This window comes from Bacillus sp. NMCN1 (genome assembly GCF_002998085.1).
Taxonomy (GTDB): Bacteria; Bacillota; Bacilli; order Bacillales; family Bacillaceae; genus Bacillus.
On the sequence record NZ_PVQL01000001.1, the window covers coordinates 425,363 to 441,185 of the forward strand.

The 15,823-nt window shown below is 40.1% G+C and carries 18 protein-coding genes; 13 read left to right on the plus strand and 5 right to left on the minus strand.

Going from position 1 to position 15,823, the window contains the following annotated elements; all coding sequences use genetic code 11:
- Positions 1-115 precede the first annotated feature (115 nt).
- A complete protein-coding gene (locus tag C6W21_RS02285) occupies positions 116-1,426 on the plus strand; it encodes an MFS transporter (RefSeq protein WP_189318134.1) in 1,311 nt (436 codons plus the stop codon).
- A gap of 73 nt (positions 1,427-1,499) precedes the next feature.
- A complete protein-coding gene (locus C6W21_RS02290) occupies positions 1,500-2,408 on the plus strand; it encodes a chemotaxis protein (protein ID WP_106049166.1) in 909 nt (302 codons plus the stop codon).
- 227 nt (positions 2,409-2,635) lie between these two features.
- Here C6W21_RS02290 and C6W21_RS02295 read toward each other — a convergent pair whose 3' ends face one another.
- The 5 genes from C6W21_RS02295 to C6W21_RS02315 all read right to left on the minus strand — a co-directional run bounded on the left by C6W21_RS02295 (position 2,636) and on the right by C6W21_RS02315 (position 7,229).
- Positions 2,636-3,097, minus strand: coding sequence for a YkyB family protein (locus tag C6W21_RS02295; RefSeq protein ID WP_012009774.1), 462 nt, complete (start codon positions 3,095-3,097; stop codon positions 2,636-2,638).
- 722 nt (positions 3,098-3,819) lie between these two features.
- A complete protein-coding gene (locus C6W21_RS02300; RefSeq protein WP_003211341.1) occupies positions 3,820-4,035 on the minus strand; it encodes a hypothetical protein in 216 nt (71 codons plus the stop codon).
- A gap of 331 nt (positions 4,036-4,366) precedes the next feature.
- Complete coding sequence (locus tag C6W21_RS02305) at positions 4,367-5,644, minus strand: MFS transporter (RefSeq protein WP_106049167.1); 1,278 nt, start codon at positions 5,642-5,644, stop codon at positions 4,367-4,369.
- 73 nt (positions 5,645-5,717) lie between these two features.
- Positions 5,718-6,215, minus strand: coding sequence for a L,D-transpeptidase family protein (locus tag C6W21_RS02310; protein WP_106049168.1), 498 nt, complete (start codon positions 6,213-6,215; stop codon positions 5,718-5,720).
- A gap of 156 nt (positions 6,216-6,371) precedes the next feature.
- Positions 6,372-7,229, minus strand: a complete 858-nt coding sequence (locus tag C6W21_RS02315) for a metallophosphoesterase (RefSeq protein ID WP_106055890.1) — start codon at positions 7,227-7,229, stop codon at positions 6,372-6,374.
- A 139-nt stretch (positions 7,230-7,368) separates the two neighbouring features.
- Between C6W21_RS02315 and fadH the strand changes: the two genes are divergently transcribed.
- From fadH to C6W21_RS02370, 11 genes are all read left to right on the plus strand, one after another.
- A complete protein-coding gene (fadH, locus tag C6W21_RS02320; RefSeq protein WP_106049170.1) occupies positions 7,369-8,133 on the plus strand; it encodes a 2,4-dienoyl-CoA reductase in 765 nt (254 codons plus the stop codon).
- Between the two features lie 64 nt (positions 8,134-8,197).
- A complete protein-coding gene (locus C6W21_RS02325; RefSeq protein WP_106050188.1) occupies positions 8,198-9,418 on the plus strand; it encodes an EAL domain-containing protein in 1,221 nt (406 codons plus the stop codon).
- A gap of 421 nt (positions 9,419-9,839) precedes the next feature.
- Entirely contained in the window at positions 9,840-10,736 is an 897-nt protein-coding gene (locus C6W21_RS02330; protein ID WP_003210823.1) for a manganese catalase family protein, read from the plus strand.
- A gap of 183 nt (positions 10,737-10,919) precedes the next feature.
- On the plus strand, positions 10,920-11,162 hold the full coding sequence (locus tag C6W21_RS02335; RefSeq protein ID WP_003212254.1) for a YkuJ family protein: 243 nt from the start codon (positions 10,920-10,922) through the stop codon (positions 11,160-11,162).
- Between the two features lie 142 nt (positions 11,163-11,304).
- Positions 11,305-11,820 (plus strand): ribonuclease H-like YkuK family protein, encoded by a 516-nt coding sequence (locus C6W21_RS02340; RefSeq protein ID WP_106049171.1) that lies wholly within the window; start codon positions 11,305-11,307, stop codon positions 11,818-11,820.
- A gap of 149 nt (positions 11,821-11,969) precedes the next feature.
- The gene (abbA, locus tag C6W21_RS02345; RefSeq protein ID WP_106049172.1) at positions 11,970-12,161 is read left to right on the plus strand and encodes an antirepressor AbbA; all 192 of its coding nucleotides are present in this window, start codon (positions 11,970-11,972) and stop codon (positions 12,159-12,161) included.
- Between the two features lie 146 nt (positions 12,162-12,307).
- A complete protein-coding gene (gene cbpB / locus C6W21_RS02350; protein ID WP_106050189.1) occupies positions 12,308-12,751 on the plus strand; it encodes a cyclic-di-AMP-binding protein CbpB in 444 nt (147 codons plus the stop codon).
- Positions 12,752-12,848: 97 nt separating this feature from the next.
- Positions 12,849-13,730 (plus strand): transcriptional regulator CcpC, encoded by an 882-nt coding sequence (ccpC, locus tag C6W21_RS02355; RefSeq protein WP_106049173.1) that lies wholly within the window; start codon positions 12,849-12,851, stop codon positions 13,728-13,730.
- A gap of 123 nt (positions 13,731-13,853) precedes the next feature.
- Positions 13,854-14,276 carry a DUF4275 family protein gene (locus C6W21_RS02360; protein WP_106049174.1) on the plus strand — a complete coding sequence of 141 codons (423 nt, stop codon included), beginning with the start codon at positions 13,854-13,856 and terminating at the stop codon, positions 14,274-14,276.
- 185 nt (positions 14,277-14,461) lie between these two features.
- Complete coding sequence (locus C6W21_RS02365; RefSeq protein ID WP_106049175.1) at positions 14,462-14,938, plus strand: flavodoxin; 477 nt, start codon at positions 14,462-14,464, stop codon at positions 14,936-14,938.
- Entirely contained in the window at positions 14,928-15,821 is an 894-nt protein-coding gene (locus tag C6W21_RS02370) for a WD40/YVTN/BNR-like repeat-containing protein (RefSeq protein ID WP_106049176.1), read from the plus strand. Before C6W21_RS02365 ends, C6W21_RS02370 begins: the two co-directional genes overlap by 11 nt.
- The last annotated feature ends 2 nt before the right edge of the window (positions 15,822-15,823 follow it).

Below are 15,823 nucleotides of genomic sequence, written 5' to 3' on the forward strand. Positions count from 1 at the left end.
CACCTCTGCTCAATAGTAAGGGGTGCTTTTTGTATAGATTGCTTGTATGGAAGAGGGAAGCATGACATAAAATAGAATGATAGTGAAAAATCAGGCAGGGAAGGGAGACAAACGATTGAGAACAGGAAAAAAGACCATGCAGAAAAAAGGGGCAGGCTTCGGGCTGTTTTTGACAGCACCCGTTTTGGCCTGGGCATTGTATGACTTTGCAAATACGATATTTTCATCCAATATGATCACCATTTTCTTCCCGTTCTACTTGCAGGAAACGATCGGAGACAGTGCGAGAATGGATCAGATCGCCAGTACGTTTATTTCTTATGCAAACGCACTAGCCAGCTTTTTTCTCGTCATCTTCACACCATTATACGGAGTCTTGATCGATCGTACAGGAAAAAAGAAGCGCTACATCACAGTGTTTACGCTAATTTGTATAGCTTGTACGTTTTTAATGGGGATCTTTGCTGGAATTGATTTCTCAAGCGAATGGTTTGGGCTGCCTGTCTCCTTATTAGTAGTGGTCACCTTGTTTGTGATCGCAAAATTTTTCTATCACTCGAGCTTAGTGTTTTATGATACCATTCTGCCCGATCTTGGGACAAAGGATGAAATACCACTTATTTCTGGATTTGGCATTGCCGTTGGTTATTTAGGGACGCTTGTCGGTCTTTCAGTTTATTTACTTGTTGGCAATGACCAATTTCATGAAGCATTTATTCCGACAGCACTTTTATTCTTTCTCTTTTTCCTGCCATTTCTCTTTTTTGTAAAAGACCCTCATCCGCTGCCGCAGCAAGAGAAAAAGGCGTCATTTTTCAGCGGGTATAAAGAAATTATTCGCACATTCAAAGAGATGAAGCAATACAAGCCGGCTTTTATCTTTATGATTGCTTTCTTTTTTATGAATGATGCCTTACAAACAGCGATCGCGATGATGGCTGTTTATGCCAAAATCATCATTGGCTTTACCGCTGGGCAATTTATTCTGCTTTATCTTGTGTCGACCATTTCAAGTATCATTGGCTCCTTTCTATTTGGATATATTACAAAGGCCATTGGGGCAAAGCGCTCGATTACAGTCGTGTATGTGATTTTGATCGTTGCCCTGATTCTGGCTGTGACAGCCACAACGGAATGGGTCTTCTGGGTGGCCGGCAGTTTATTCGGCATTTCACTCGGCGCAAGCTGGGGGGCATCACGAATATTGATTATTGAGCTGACACCGAAGGAAAAGAGAGGACAGTTTTTTGGTCTCTTTGCATTCTCAGGGAAGGTGTCTTCCATTATTGGACCCATCATTTATGGCTCAGTCACTCTGCTGTTTGCAGAGCACGGAAATCTCGCAAGCCGCCTTGCACTAGGGTCTTTACTCATTCTTGCAGCGATAGGACTTGTGATTCATCAATTCGTACGAGAGAAAGCGTAAAGAAACGTCAACTTTTTACCTATGCTGCCGATATAAAAAGTACAATCTTATATTGAAGAATAGAGGGATTTCCGTGGCTTTAAACAAACAAGAAATTTTACTTGACTCTGGTACCAATGAATTGGAAATTGTGAAGTTTGAAATTGGTTCAAATCAATTCGGCATTAACGTCATGAAAGTAAGAGAAATCATTCAGCCGGTTGAGTTGACGGTTGTACCGCACTCTCACCAAGATGTAGAAGGGATGATTAGTTTACGAGGCGAGATTTTACCAGTCATCAATCTATTTTCCTTTTTTAATGTCGAGTCAGATCAGTCAGAACAAGAGAAATATATTGTGACTGAATTCAACCAACGGAAATTTGTGTTCCATACAGGAACGGTATCACAAATTCACCGCGTCAGCTGGGAAGAGATTGAAAAGCCAACTGCACTCAATCAAGGGATGGATCGTCATTTAACAGGCATCATTAAGCTTGATGAAAAAATGATTTTCCTTCCAGATTACGAGAAAATCATTTATGATATTGAATCCGCTTCTGGAGTAGAAACGTATCATATGTTTGACGGTGAGAAAGACGAGAGAAGAACAGGGAAGAAGCTTTATGTCGTTGAAGACTCTCCGCTTCTCATGCGTTTATTAACAAATGAATTAACCGAAGCAGGCTATAAAAACATTGTGACCTTTGAAGATGGGAAACAGGCTTATGACCACGTCATGGACCTTGTCAGCAAAGGAATCACTGTGACAGAAGAAATTGATATGATTATTACAGATATTGAAATGCCAAAAATGGATGGTCACCGATTAACGAAACTGTTGAAGGAAAATCCTTTAACGAGTTCCATACCGATTCTCATCTTCTCTTCGTTAATCACTGAAGATTTGCGCCATAAAGGGGAAACAATCGGTGCAGATGATCAAATTAGTAAACCAGAAATTCATCAGCTGATTGAAAAAGTCGATCACTTTATTATCTAAAGAAAAAAACCACTCGGCATGAGTGGTTTCAGCGTGTAGACAAACCCTCGCATTCGGTGTCAGTCCTGCGTGCCGGTGCCCACGAATGTCAAATTCGCTCCGGTACTCGTCCTTCCTAGACTGCAAAGTTTTTCTATCACGCTGAAAAGAAGACAAAGGGCTAAAATCAAAATCATTTTAGCCCTTTGTCAACAATCTCAAACCACTCGGCATGAGTGGTTTTTTGTTTAAAAATAACTTTCCCCCAGTCGTTTGAAGACGGGTTTTGTGTAATGTGATTTTTGTTTTGTGGCGGTAGGTTTTTCTTTTAAACCGACATACGTTTGAAGTAGCTGCTTTGCTCGGTTTAATGACATATTCGCTTTCGGATTGCGATATGATTGATTTAAATTTCCTAAGTGTGGCAAAAATTCGAAGTCTTCTTTGGTTGGTGGCAGGTGAAAATAATAATCTCCAATTTCAATCAGCACGTCGGACTGTTGTTGACTATATTTTGGATTGTTAGAGAAATGTAGGCCCACTTTTCTTCCTTTACCTTCTTGCAATAGTTTTTGCAGCGCACGTTTTTTCAAAAGATAAAGAAACTTGGGATTTGGTGCGGTTTTAGCATGGCGGTTAACGGTATAAATGGCTTTTGCGATGTTTTCTGCTGTAGGTTCTATGTCTTTAGTATGAGCATAATCGTCCATTTTTTCTCTCCTTTGTCTTTCGTCTTCCTGTGCTTAGTATAAATTATACGTTTTTATTAGTAAATTGCAAATAGAGTTATTGTAAAAAGCGATAGGATTCCTATCCCTCTTATCTACAATTGCCATTCAGGAGGGTTCTAAAACGTGGTTGAATATAAAAATGGCAGAATGATCAGCAAAGACACCAGTATCTATCCATTATGATTTTTCTTCTATCTGTTTTAGGTGGAAAGAATGCGCCGCATTTAATTTTCTATATGCTAAAGGTGTTGTATATTCATTCTTTTAAACATATTCATAACTTGTGCTGTTGAAGCTCACTTGGTATGCAATTTTGTTATATTGAAGTCTGTTTCTTGAAGCAGGACGAGGCTTTGTTGAACTTTTACATAATGAGGAGGTCACTTCTTTTAACTTCTTTAAAACATCTTTGAAGGATTTGCATCATTCAGAGCTGTTTAGCTAGTTTGCATGGCATGAGCGATATCTTGAAGTAGCACCTTTTCATGATAATGATGGCGAATCCAATGCTGGCCATTGGCGTTAATGGGCAAAGGAGAAGAGACGTTCATTGCAAGAGGATAGAAGAGTTGACTGAATGAAATATATATGAAGTGAACTATTAGTTCATGATAACTACCTATTTTAAATAAATGGGTAGTTTCTCAAATTGTATTCATTTTGCTTTACCATATGCCAGACAACATGCCCGAACATATGGTTTATTTCTTATGACTTGAATAAGCGCAATAAAAGCAACCATTAAAATCAGTTTCATTCGTCATTTGTTTAGCTTCATCAATGGCGCTCTCGCCACTCATGTGCAGACCAATCAATTTACGGCTTGCAGCATCACCTAAAAATGCACAATCTTCTGTATGTACAACATATTGTCCTTGATCATCTTTTGTATGAATAAAATAATAACTTTTTAGCATATCCTCACCTCCAACCTGACTATCCTACTATAAAAATTCCAAAGGTGTAAAGAAATTTTATAAAAATTTTTGCGATTTTATACACGTTCCTTTTTGAAAAAAAGTAATAATGTGTGAATAATGAAATGGATTGATAGTATGGATGTAAGAGAGTGCACCACAATTAAATGTAAAAGTTAAAAGAGAAGAAAGGATCGATTGAAGGGCATGTTGACTCCTCTATTGGTTGATGTTGCTTCAAATGGCTTAATCAACAGAGTAGATAACGTCGTAGGGCGTTTCAGCTATGAAAAAAGGACTTCCTTTTAACGAAAGCCCTTTTCCTGTTCAATTATTGCGCTCCCTGGCCTTTTAGTTCACGCTGCACGTCTAAGTCGGCAGCTTCTCTGCTGAACTTTGGCAGTGTAAAGAAGTAAAAAAGGAAAACGAGTAAAATAATAACGCCCATTCCGTAATAAATATAAGAAACGTTTGAAATGAGTTTTGGAAATAGTACTGCAATCAAACCTAATGTCATGGATTGAGCAAACATTGTAAGCGGATCAACCCATCCTGACACACGTCCCATCAGACGAGGATGGACGATTCTTGGCAGCCAGCCGCCAATGACAATGTTGACTGGGCCAATGCATGTACCAATGACAAATGATGTGACATAAAACAACCATAGTGTATGGGTGGAACCAAGTACAAAAATCAGAATGCCTGCAACCAGAATTGGAAGCGACATGAGATATTGCATCTTTACTTTTTTAGCGAGGACAGAGCCCATTAAGCTGCCAACAAGCAGGCCTGCACCGATCGCGATTGTAAAGAAGGATGTATGCAGTTCAAAATGGTCCGGTGAAAGGCCATATTTCATTGTAAACATCGGAAGTACAGCAAATGCGCCATTGACTAGACCAAAAACAAAAAAGCCAAAAATTAAAGAAGCCAATAATTTATTTTTTATAATGTAAAGAATGCCTTCTTTAAAATCTTTTAGAGACGTTTTAATGGTCATGCCTCTCCAGCCTGCTTGTCCATTTGGCTGACGTGCTTCAATTGGAATGTTACATGAACGAATCAGGATGCCTGAAACAATAAAGCTGATCAAATCAATAGTAATGGCACCGTGAAGTCCAATTGTCTTATACATAATAGCACCGATTCCAACACCAAATACCATGAATAAACTAAACAGCATTTGATTTAAGCCAGCGGCTTTTGCATATTGATCTTTATTTAAAATCGCCTGAACGAGAGAGGCTTCAGCTGGATAGAAGAACTTCGTAATGGCACTTCGTATAAACAAGATCAAGAAAATAAGTGGAAGTGAATTGAAATAAATAACAATGAATAAAACAATCGTCAGCCCAGCTCGTATCCAATCGCAATTCTCTGCGACTTTTTTACGATCAAAACGATCTGCGACCACACCGACCATAAAAAAGACAAAGACGGTAGGAAGAGAATACATGAGCTCTGCTAATGTGGCATAGGCGGGCTGATGACTAAAATGATCGAGCAAATAAAAGGCAAACGCCATATTGCCTACTGTTGTCCCCATTTGCGAAGCAAGTGCTGCAAAAAAGAGACGAATAAAATTTCTGTTTTTAAAAATATCCATAAATACGCTCCTTAACCTGAAGATCCCACTTTATATCATATAAAATTTTAAGCATTCATACAATTGATTTCTCCTACTGGCTAATGGTCACAGGTGTTCCGTTTGGAACGAGTGAAGCAAGTTCGATGACATTCTGATTATACATACGAATGCATCCTCTAGACACAGCTTTACCAATTGAAGACGGGTTATTCGTACCGTGGATGCCGTAATGAATTTTCGAGAGGCTCAGCCAATAGGCGCCAAAGGGACCTCCTGGGTTTGGCTGTCTGTTCACAATATAATAAGAACCTGTCGGTGTCATATTTAAAATTTCCCCTGTTGCAATCGGATACGACCGAATAAGCTGTGATCCAGAAAACAATACGAGACGTTTGCTTGAAATCGAAACAGAGATGCGGTAAGGGATCGTATTAGGATCGGGCAGACCAGGAATGATGATGACCTCATTTTGTACAGGCTCTTGACCTTGAAGTGACGGATTTGCAGCCTTTAAGGCATCTGTTGTTGTTCGGAAATCAAGCGCTATAGAAGCAAGGTTTTCTCCATTTTTCACCGTATATCGCAGCACCAAAGTACACTCCTTTTGCTCAAATAAAAGAAGCCATGATGCCCATCAGTTGATCTATATATTGACGGAATCAGGCTAAGGAAGGTTTCTCCTAACATTTGTCATGAGAAAGATCTTTGATTATACATATGCAAAAAGGAGCGGTTTGGCTTCTGTCTAAATGCGAGAGGAGAGGGTGAAAAAGGTTAATTCAGGTTTGGCTAAAAATCGAAGCGGCAGTCTTGTTGTCCCAAGTCCGCGGTTGACATAGATTCGGTGCTGATAACTTCCGTATAAACCTTCCACATATGTATGGCCGTAAGGTGCTGTGAGAATGGGTCCGTAGAAAGGAAGCTGCACCTGTCCGCCGTGGGTATGTCCAGAAAGCTGCAAGTTAATGGGAGTTGTATTTAACTCCAATGCTGCATCAGGCTCATGTACGAGCAGTAACGTAAATAAATCAGAGGATACTTCGCGCTTAATCAGGTCATAGTCCGGCACACTCATCATCAGGTCATCCAGTGTAGCAATCTGAATATGCGCCCCTTTTTTTTCTAATTGAAACACATCATTTTTACATATTGTAAAACCGCAAGCTTTCATCGTTTTCTCATAAAGATCAATGCCAAATGGGCCGTAGTCATGATTTCCGCATATCGCGAGCTTACCAAACGGGGCATGGAGCTTGGTCAAATATGCCTTGGCTTTTTCATGCTCTTCAATCGATGCTTGAAAATCAACGAGGTCACCTGTGAACACAATGAGGTCTGGAGACTCAGCATTGATTTGCTGGACGACGGCTTCTAATTCCTTTGCTGGAAATGTATCACTTAAATGAACATCACTAAATTGAGCGATTTTAAACTGTTCAAATGAAGCTGGAAGCTGAGCATCCTGAATGGTCAGTGACACGGCATCGATTATGTGCGGCTCAATATATATGGCATAGCCATATCCACATGTTGTAGCCAAAAAGCCGAGAATACTCGCACCAGCTGCTCCTTTTAAAAACTGTCTGCGGGAAAGTTGCTTCATATAAGACTCCTTTAAAAATAAAATTAAGTATAGCATGATATTTGTTAAATCTCCCATATGGTGCATGGAGGGGAAATCATGATATGATAGGAAAATAATGAATGAATAGTCATTCAAGTTATACAAAGGGGGAGAACAAATGACGAAACAAACAGTGATTGTCACAGGAGGATCTAATGGAATGGGGAAGGAGATGGCTACCCATTTGGCATTCGAAGGCTGGAATGTTGTGATTACTGGAAGAACAGAAGAAACGTTGGAAAAGACCGCCACTGAAATCAAGCAGAAAGGTGGGTCGGTTGCTTACTTCCAAATGGATGTGCGAAACCCAGAGGATGCCGATCAAATGGTGAAGTTTGCGGTGGATACATTTGGCGATGTTGATGCTCTCATAAACAATGCGGCGGGGAACTTTTTGATCCCGGCAGAAAAACTGTCTCCAAACGGCTGGAAGGCTGTTATTGATATTGTGTTAAATGGAACATTTTTTTGCAGTCATGCAGTGGGCAATTACTGGATTCGTCACAAGAAAAGGGGAAGTATGATCAATATGGTGGCTACCTATGCATGGGGTGCTGGTGTAGGTGTGGCGCATTCAGCGGCAGCAAAGGCAGGTGTTTTATCTCTGACTCGAACGCTTGCAGTGGAATGGGGAAAGCAATATCGAATTCGTGTCAATGCCATCGCACCAGGACCAATCGAGAGAACAGGCGGTGCGGATAAACTGTGGGAATCGGAAGAGGCAGCGCAAAGAACATTAGATAGTGTTCCTCTTGGCAGACTGGGCACACCAGAGGAAATTGCAGAGCTTGCGAGCTTTTTATTATCTGAGCAAGCCTCATATATAAATGGAGATTGTATCACGATGGATGGGGGTCAATGGCTCAACCAATCACCATTTTGAATGACGATGTAAGACCTGCTTTTGATGTGTTATAATCACACAAAGAGAGAAGTAGGTGATGAAAATGGTCGATCCATTGGATATTTTAACGAATATTGAAGATGTTTTCCCGCACTATCAAGCGATATTCAGTGCGGAAGAGCAAAAAGTGATAGGCTATGAGATTTTAGGAAGAATGAAGCTTGCATCTGAAACAGTTAGCCTAGGCTCCTTCTTTACGGATTCATCTATTCCTGACGAATATAAAGTGGAAGTAGATCATAAAGTACTGACGCAAGCACTCGATCTCTTCACAACAGAAGATGATGATTTGCTTATTTTTATTAATCATGATGCCAATATCCTGATGCTTGATCATGGTGAAAGTTTCTTAGAACTTTTGAAGGAATATGAAGCGAGGGGCATTCAGCTTAATCGGTTTGTTATCGAATTTACAGAGCATACGTTTAGCGGCGATATTGAACAGCTTTACCATACGTTAACGTATTTTCGTACATATGGTATTAAAATCGCCATATCGAATATCGGAAAAGAAAGCAGCAATCTTGACCGGATTGCCCTGCTCTCACCCGATCTATTAAAAATAGATTTACAGGCATTAAGGGCATCGGCTCCTTCTCCTTCCTATGAATATGTCTTGTACAGCATTTCATTGCTTGCGAGAAAAATAGGGGCGGCTTTAATTTATGAGGACATTGAAGCAAATTTTCAGCTGCAGTATGCTTGGAGAAATGGCGGCAGATATTTTCAAGGGTTCTATCTTCACGAGCCTGCGGCGGAATTAATCGACCGCAATAAACGAAAAGATCAGCTTAGAGGAGAATTCCAGCAATTTATTGCCCATGAGAAAAAGAAACTTCAAACTGTCTACGAACATTCTGAATCATTTTATAAGCGAATTCACCAAGCTGTCACGACCTTAAAAAAATCATCCAGCACAAATGATGAACTCATCCAAAAGCTGGCATTAGAATTATCGGATTGCAGCTTTCGGATTTATATGTGTAATGAAGAAGGCTTTCAAATCACTGGAAATGTGTTTAAAAAAGAAAAAGAATGGCTGTTTCAGCCTGAATATATCGAGAAAAACTGGAGCTGGCGTCCTTATTTCCTAGCGAATATTCTCCAAATGAGAATGAGCGGGAAGGGATTTTTCAGTGATATTTACAGCGATTTAGAAACTGGTGAGAGGATACGTACGTTTTCTTACCCGTTAGAGGGAGACATGTATTTGTTTATAGATCTTCCGTATGCTTATTTATATGAGCAAGACGGATTAATTTAAAAGCACAGCGTGAAGACAAACCCTCGCATTCGCCCGCAGTCCTGTGTGCCAGTGCTCACGAATGTACAATTCGCTCCGCTCTGGTACTCGTTCTTCCTAGACTTCAAAGGTTTTCTATCACGCTGAAATGAAGATCATTTTAGCCTTTTGTTAACAATCTAAGTAGCCTTTTAGGCTGCTTTTTTTGATAGAAAAAAAAGAAATAAAAAATGGTTGACAATGAAACTGATAATCATTATCATTTAGTTATAGAGAGAAGCTACTCTCTGTTCCCCAACCCCTCTATCAGATCAAGATCCAAAAAACTTGGCGCTACCCCCGCCAAGTTTTTTTTGTGCTTTTCATCTGCCCTCATGCATAGGACATCCCAATCCCTCCATACATCTTAAGTGATGATAGTTAGACGGTAGGAGGGAACGTCATGATTAAACGCGACAAGCGGCTGCTGATTGATTTGCCAAGACCAGATCACCCAGATGCAAATGGTGCTGCTGCTGTGCAAGAATTACTCGGCGGAAAATTCGGTGAAATGTCCACATTAAATAATTACATGTTTCAATCCTTTAACTTCAGAGGAAAACGAAAACTCAAGCCGTTTTATGACCTCGTATCCAGTATTACGGCTGAAGAATTCGGTCATGTAGAGCTAGTGACCACAGCTGTGAATCTCATGATTACAGGGACCACCCATGGTGGAGATCCAGATACGACACCGATGAAAGCGGCTGTCGATAAACGAAATACACAGCATTTTATTCAAACGGCCCAAACAGGCTATCCGTTTGATTCCATGGCAAAACCTTGGACCGGAGAGAATGTGTTCTCAAGCGGTAACCTAATTCTTGACCTCCTTCATAATTTCTTCCTTGAATGCGGAGCTCGTACGCACAAAATGCGCGTATATGAAATGACAGATCATCCTACAGCAAGAGAGATGATCGGTTATTTACTTGTGAGGGGCGGTGTGCATGTTGTGGCATATGCAAAGGCGCTTGAGGTAGCCACAGGAGTAGATGTAGGGAAGATGCTGCCGATCCCAAACCTCGACAACAAATACTTTGATTCAGCGAGGAAATTTGAAGACCAAAATGTTCATACAAAGCTGTACACATTTAGTGATACGGATTACAAGGATATCAATAAGATTTGGAAAGGCAGCCATCCGATTGATGGAAAGCCGCTGACAGTGATTGAGGGCACCCCGCAAGGAGCACCTGTGCCAGATTATAGAGAATTACCGGAAGAGTTTGCCCCAGGCATTTCCAAAGAGGATTTTGACGAAATTGCCAAACGGCTGATGAGATCTGCGGGTTTATAAAAACATGGTGCATGAGATCAGAAAAAAGACTCAAACTAAAAAAACAGATTCTTTTTCTTTTTTTGAATTCAAGAGGAAAAATATCATCTGAGAACACTTTATGGTATGATGCTTTGTAGGACTTGTGTATAATCAATACGGGTTCATCTTGAGTTGTTTTTTTGAAAGGAGTCTTTTTTTAGAATGTCACAATTAATGGGTATCATTACAAGGCTGCAAAGTCTTCAAGAGACAGCAGAAGCTGCAAACGAACCGGCACAGCGTTATTTCGAAGTGAACGGTGAGAAAATCTGTAGTGTTAAGTATTTCGAAAAGAATCAAACGTTTGAATTGACTGTTTTTCAACAAGGGGATAAGCCAAATACTTTCCCATTTGACAACATTGATATGATTTCGATTGAGATCTTTGAGCTTCTACAATCCTAAGCTGAATCGTATGAAATGTTTTTTCTAAGGATTCCTTTGTTTATTTGCGGCAATATACACGTGTCATTTTTGGCAGTGTAATGGAAGATGATCAATCAGCGCACATTTCGGATAAGAGACCATTAAAAAGGAGTTCCTTTCTGTGAGTGATTCTTTTTACTACAATCTTTCTGAAGATCATTTAGCGTTTTCTGATGTCGTCATGAGAATGAAAGACTTTATTCGAAAAGACCCTAGATCCGCCTATGTGTTATCGATTGGTACGGACTCTCAGGTCAATCAAAATGTCACAAGATTTATGACTGCAATTCATCTCCACCGGATTGGCAAAGGGGCTTGGGGCTGCCTCACACAAGAAGTGATCAGCAGGCCTGTGCAAAGTCTTAGAGAAAAAATTTCATTAGAGACAGCGTTTAGCCAAAAGGTATGTGCAGACATCCTTGAGGGACCTTTAACAGAACTGATGGATTTGCTTCTTCCGTTTGCTGAGGAAGGGGCAGACCTCCGTTTTGAAGCCCATCTAGATATTGGCAAAAAAGGAAGTACGAAAGAGCTGATCCAGGAAATGACCGGAATGATCACAGCTATGGGAATTGAAGCTAAAATAAAACCCGACTCATATGCAGCATTTTGCTATGCCAATCGATACACAAAATAAATTCCGTCATTTTTCTCCAAACCTTGTCGAAACGTGCGGTTGACGATTCGATTCTAGTTCCTTATTCTAGCTGTATAGAGAGGAAGCAGACATTCAAAAGCCTGCTAATCAATATAAAAGCATATATGAAACAGGGGGCCTGATGTTGGATGAACGTCATCGAAAATCGTTTTAATGAAGAAGAGAAAAAGCTATTATTAAACGTATTGCTGAATCAGGAATATGCTGTCGAATTACTAAGCAGTGAGATCAATGATATAGAATGTGGAACAAAAAATGTCGACGACAATACGTATAAGCAATTGATCACATTGTATGACAGAGTAAGGTTTGAGAATTAATATTGGTTTAACATTCTATTAGATACTCGGGAGCTGAGTATCTTTTTTATGCAGAAAAAATCTTTCGACAAATTTCGTTTTAGTTTATGCTTAATGGTAAAGGGGAATGTATGATTGATGATCGAGAGAAAAGGGGTCGAAGAAACATGATAGAGATAGAACCAACTCAATTGCTGGAGTCAACAGTAGCCGAGCATATGATTGATGCAGATAAAGTGGCACATGTTCAAATTGGAAATAACCTTGAGCACGCCCTATTGGTCCTGACAAAAACAGGATATACAGCCATCCCGGTATTAGATGCTTCTTATCATCTGCACGGGTTAATTGGAACGAATGTGATCATGGATAAGATCTTTGGTTTAGAACGAATTGAATTTGAAAAACTGGATCAACTCAAGGTAGAAGAGGTCATGCTGACCGATATTCCAAGACTTAAAACGACGGACCCTGTGCTAAAAGGCGTTCACGCTGTGACGAATAATGGATTTGTTTGTGTAGTAAATGAGGAGCAAGTCTTTGAAGGAATATTTACACGACGTGTTGTATTAAAGCGCTTAAATGAAGTCATTCATTCCGCAAAAAAATGAGCTGCAGCCCAGCTTATTTTTTTTTGCCTTCATAAGCTAAAATTTATATAATGACCATATGGAATAAGAAAAACTTATAGAGAGAAAGGGGACGCCCATGCAGCTTCAGGAGTTACATATGCTTGTTGTGCTAAGTGAAGAATTGAATATGAGAAAGGCTTCGGAGCGGCTCTTTGTCTCTCAGCCTGCTTTATCACAAAGATTGCAGACGATCGAAAAAGAGTGGGGAACTAAAATCTTTTTTCGTTCTCAGAAAGGGCTCACCGTGACTTCGGCAGGTGAACAGATCATTCAATTCGCAAAAGAGGTGACGGTTGAGCAAGATCGAGTGAGAGAACGAATCGATGAACTTGAAGGGGACATTCACGGTACACTTAAGCTTGCAGTTGCGTCCATTATTGGACAGCACTGGCTGCCGAAGGTGTTAAAGCGGTATGTCGAAAAATACCCAAATGCGAAGGTGTCACTTGTGACCGGCTGGAGTAGTGAAATGCTCAAAAGCTTATACGAGGACCACGTGCACGTTGGGATTATTCGCGGAAACCCTGATTGGAAGGGAACAAAGGAATACTTGATGACAGATCACTTATATTTAGTCGATTCTGTCATCAAGGACGTGGACGAGTTAATCGAGACAGAACGCCCGTTTATCCAATTTAAAAGCGACAGCACGTATTATCAGGAAATTCAGCACTGGTGGCACCAAAAATTTAAAGTGTCTCCAAAGCAGACGATTCTAGTGGACCAGATTGAGACGTGTAAACAAATGGCCTACCACGGCATCGGCTACGCCATTTTGCCATCAGTCACCTTATACGACCACGAAAAAAGTGTTCATAAAACACCGCTTGTTGACGTGAATGGAGAGCAAATCGGACGTGACACATGGCTGCTAGGCTATGAAGCTTCTTTTCAATTAAAACAGGTGCAAGCATTTGTTGGTGTGGTCAAAGAAATGCTTGAAAGTGATGCGATGTAAGTACCTTCTTGGAAGAGGAAGGTGCTTTTTTTAGGTAAATGATATCTTTGATTAAATTTATTTATTGAACGCATATATAAGCAACAGATAGATGGAGCGAATCATAGAGGAGACTTCGATCTTATGAAAAACAATCAATTAATCAAAACGAACAAACCTGAATGGGGAGATCATTTGCGTGCGAGGTGGCGTGAACGTTTTGCTAGTCACCTTTCAATTAAAGAACAAAACGAGATATCAATAGATGATTTTCTATGGCATTTATGCAGCTCTGGAATGGTTACATGCCTTGAAAAGACTGAAGCGATAGACGCATTTCTTCAACAATCAAAGCACAAATGTACTGTTTTTTATCAATTTGTAAACGATGCGTATCTTTTCGAAAATGCCAGCTCACTTTTAATCAATGATTTACCATATCAATCTAATAATATGGATTATAACGATATGTATGTGATGGATTGGAATGAAAAATGGACATTTGTAATGACGCACGAAACAGATTATGGTCCATATTTTATTCAAATAGATGAAAAGAATGAATGAGGAACCGATGATCTCTTCGATATGAAAAACCCGCCTTCCAGTTGGAACGAGCGGGTTTTTCATTGGATTTTGGTCATCTTGATCAAAGCCTTTTCATAAAATCATTTGACAATGAAAATCATTATCATTTAAAGTGTACATATAATAATTGAAAATGATTATCATTTAGATGAGGTGACCGATAGATGAAAGCATTAATTGCATTTGCGAGTATGTCTGGTAATACAGAAGATATGGCAGCAATCATAAAGCAAACACTTGAAGGAAAAGGGATAGATACAGAGATGATGGAATTTGATGATACAAGCGCAGAGGACCTTTCTTCATACGATTATGTGTTCATCGGTTCTTATACATGGGGTGATGGTGATTTACCTTATGAAGCAGAGGATTTTTATGAAGAGATCTCTACGCTAGAACTAAGTGACATCAAAGCAGCTGTGTTCGGATCTGGAGATTACAGCTACCCGAAGTTTTGTGAGGCTGTCCATACATTTCATGACATGCTCAAATCAACCGGTGCATCCGTATTTCCTGAAACATTAAAAATGGAGCTTGCGCCAGATACAGATGAGGATGTGGCGTGTTGCCGGGAATTTGCCACGAGCTTTTTAACGTGGGCGGCGTTATCTGAGAAACGAGTTGAAAATCATGTTTCATAAAGGATCGACAGCTGTTGCTGCTTCTAAAAGTGGTGGATACTTTGTCGCTGTAAAACGTGAAGGTATTTTTCACTATAGTGTGGAGAGCGGGTGGCAGCAGCTGTTTAAGCTCAAGCATAAAATTCATGCCATCAGCTATATCGGACCTTATTTATTCGGTGTTGGTGAAAATGGCACAGTGATTAGATCAGGAGATGAAGGCAATACATGGGCGCTATCATCATTTCCAACAAATGCAGTCGTTTGGTCTATTACAGGACGCAAAGACGGGTTTGTGTGTGCGCATGGAAAACATAGTATTTATGTGTCAAATGATTTCGGGATTTCCTGGGAAATTAAGAAGCCATTTGCTCATGTGAACCACCCGCCTGTCATTCGTTCTTTATGTGCTGCGGGTGATCACCTTTATATTGGAACACAGATTCATGAGGTTCACGGAGGAATATGGGTGTATGACTTGGAGAGTGAACAGGTTTTTCTCCTAAACAGAGAGGATCACCGGATGACAGCCTCTATGCTGCTCTGTCAGGAACATCTTCTAGTTTGCGCATTGGGATCAAAAAAAGGCAAAAAGGGATCTGTTCAAATTTTAGATTTACATACCAATATGCTGCATGATATTCAATCACAAGCCTTTGCTAGGGAGGAATCATTTTTGGATGTGTCAGAGGATAATGGCATTGTGTATGTGACCACCTCACAAGACGAACTCGGGTTTTCTAAAGTGTATCAGCTTGATATTGAGCAAAAAGAGCTCAAATGGTTTGATACGATTAAAGGACACGGTTTTCGTGTAGCCAATCAAAATGAAAACTTTTTCTGTGCTGGTTTATATGAAAGCAAGTTTGTGAGGCCATATGAGGAGCCGGCATTGATTCATTGATA

What these genes read in the sequence shown, in the direction of transcription:
- C6W21_RS02295 (WP_012009774.1), bottom strand. Translation starts at nt 3,097, where the DNA reads ATGGACGATTATGCTCATACTAAAGACATAGAACCTACAGCAGAAAAC.
- C6W21_RS02300 (WP_003211341.1), bottom strand. Translation starts at nt 4,035, where the DNA reads ATGCTAAAAAGTTATTATTTTATTCATACAAAAGATGATCAAGGACAA.
- C6W21_RS02305 (WP_106049167.1), bottom strand. Translation starts at nt 5,644, where the DNA reads ATGGATATTTTTAAAAACAGAAATTTTATTCGTCTCTTTTTTGCAGCA.
- C6W21_RS02315 (WP_106055890.1), bottom strand. Translation starts at nt 7,229, where the DNA reads ATGAAGCAACTTTCCCGCAGACAGTTTTTAAAAGGAGCAGCTGGTGCG.
- fadH (WP_106049170.1), top strand. Translation starts at nt 7,369, where the DNA reads ATGACGAAACAAACAGTGATTGTCACAGGAGGATCTAATGGAATGGGG.
- C6W21_RS02325 (WP_106050188.1), top strand. Translation starts at nt 8,198, where the DNA reads ATGGTCGATCCATTGGATATTTTAACGAATATTGAAGATGTTTTCCCG.
- C6W21_RS02330 (WP_003210823.1), top strand. Translation starts at nt 9,840, where the DNA reads ATGATTAAACGCGACAAGCGGCTGCTGATTGATTTGCCAAGACCAGAT.
- C6W21_RS02335 (WP_003212254.1), top strand. Translation starts at nt 10,920, where the DNA reads ATGTCACAATTAATGGGTATCATTACAAGGCTGCAAAGTCTTCAAGAG.
- abbA (WP_106049172.1), top strand. Translation starts at nt 11,970, where the DNA reads ATGAACGTCATCGAAAATCGTTTTAATGAAGAAGAGAAAAAGCTATTA.
- cbpB (WP_106050189.1), top strand. Translation starts at nt 12,308, where the DNA reads ATGATAGAGATAGAACCAACTCAATTGCTGGAGTCAACAGTAGCCGAG.
- ccpC (WP_106049173.1), top strand. Translation starts at nt 12,849, where the DNA reads ATGCAGCTTCAGGAGTTACATATGCTTGTTGTGCTAAGTGAAGAATTG.
- C6W21_RS02360 (WP_106049174.1), top strand. Translation starts at nt 13,854, where the DNA reads ATGAAAAACAATCAATTAATCAAAACGAACAAACCTGAATGGGGAGAT.
- C6W21_RS02365 (WP_106049175.1), top strand. Translation starts at nt 14,462, where the DNA reads ATGAAAGCATTAATTGCATTTGCGAGTATGTCTGGTAATACAGAAGAT.
- C6W21_RS02370 (WP_106049176.1), top strand. Translation starts at nt 14,928, where the DNA reads ATGTTTCATAAAGGATCGACAGCTGTTGCTGCTTCTAAAAGTGGTGGA.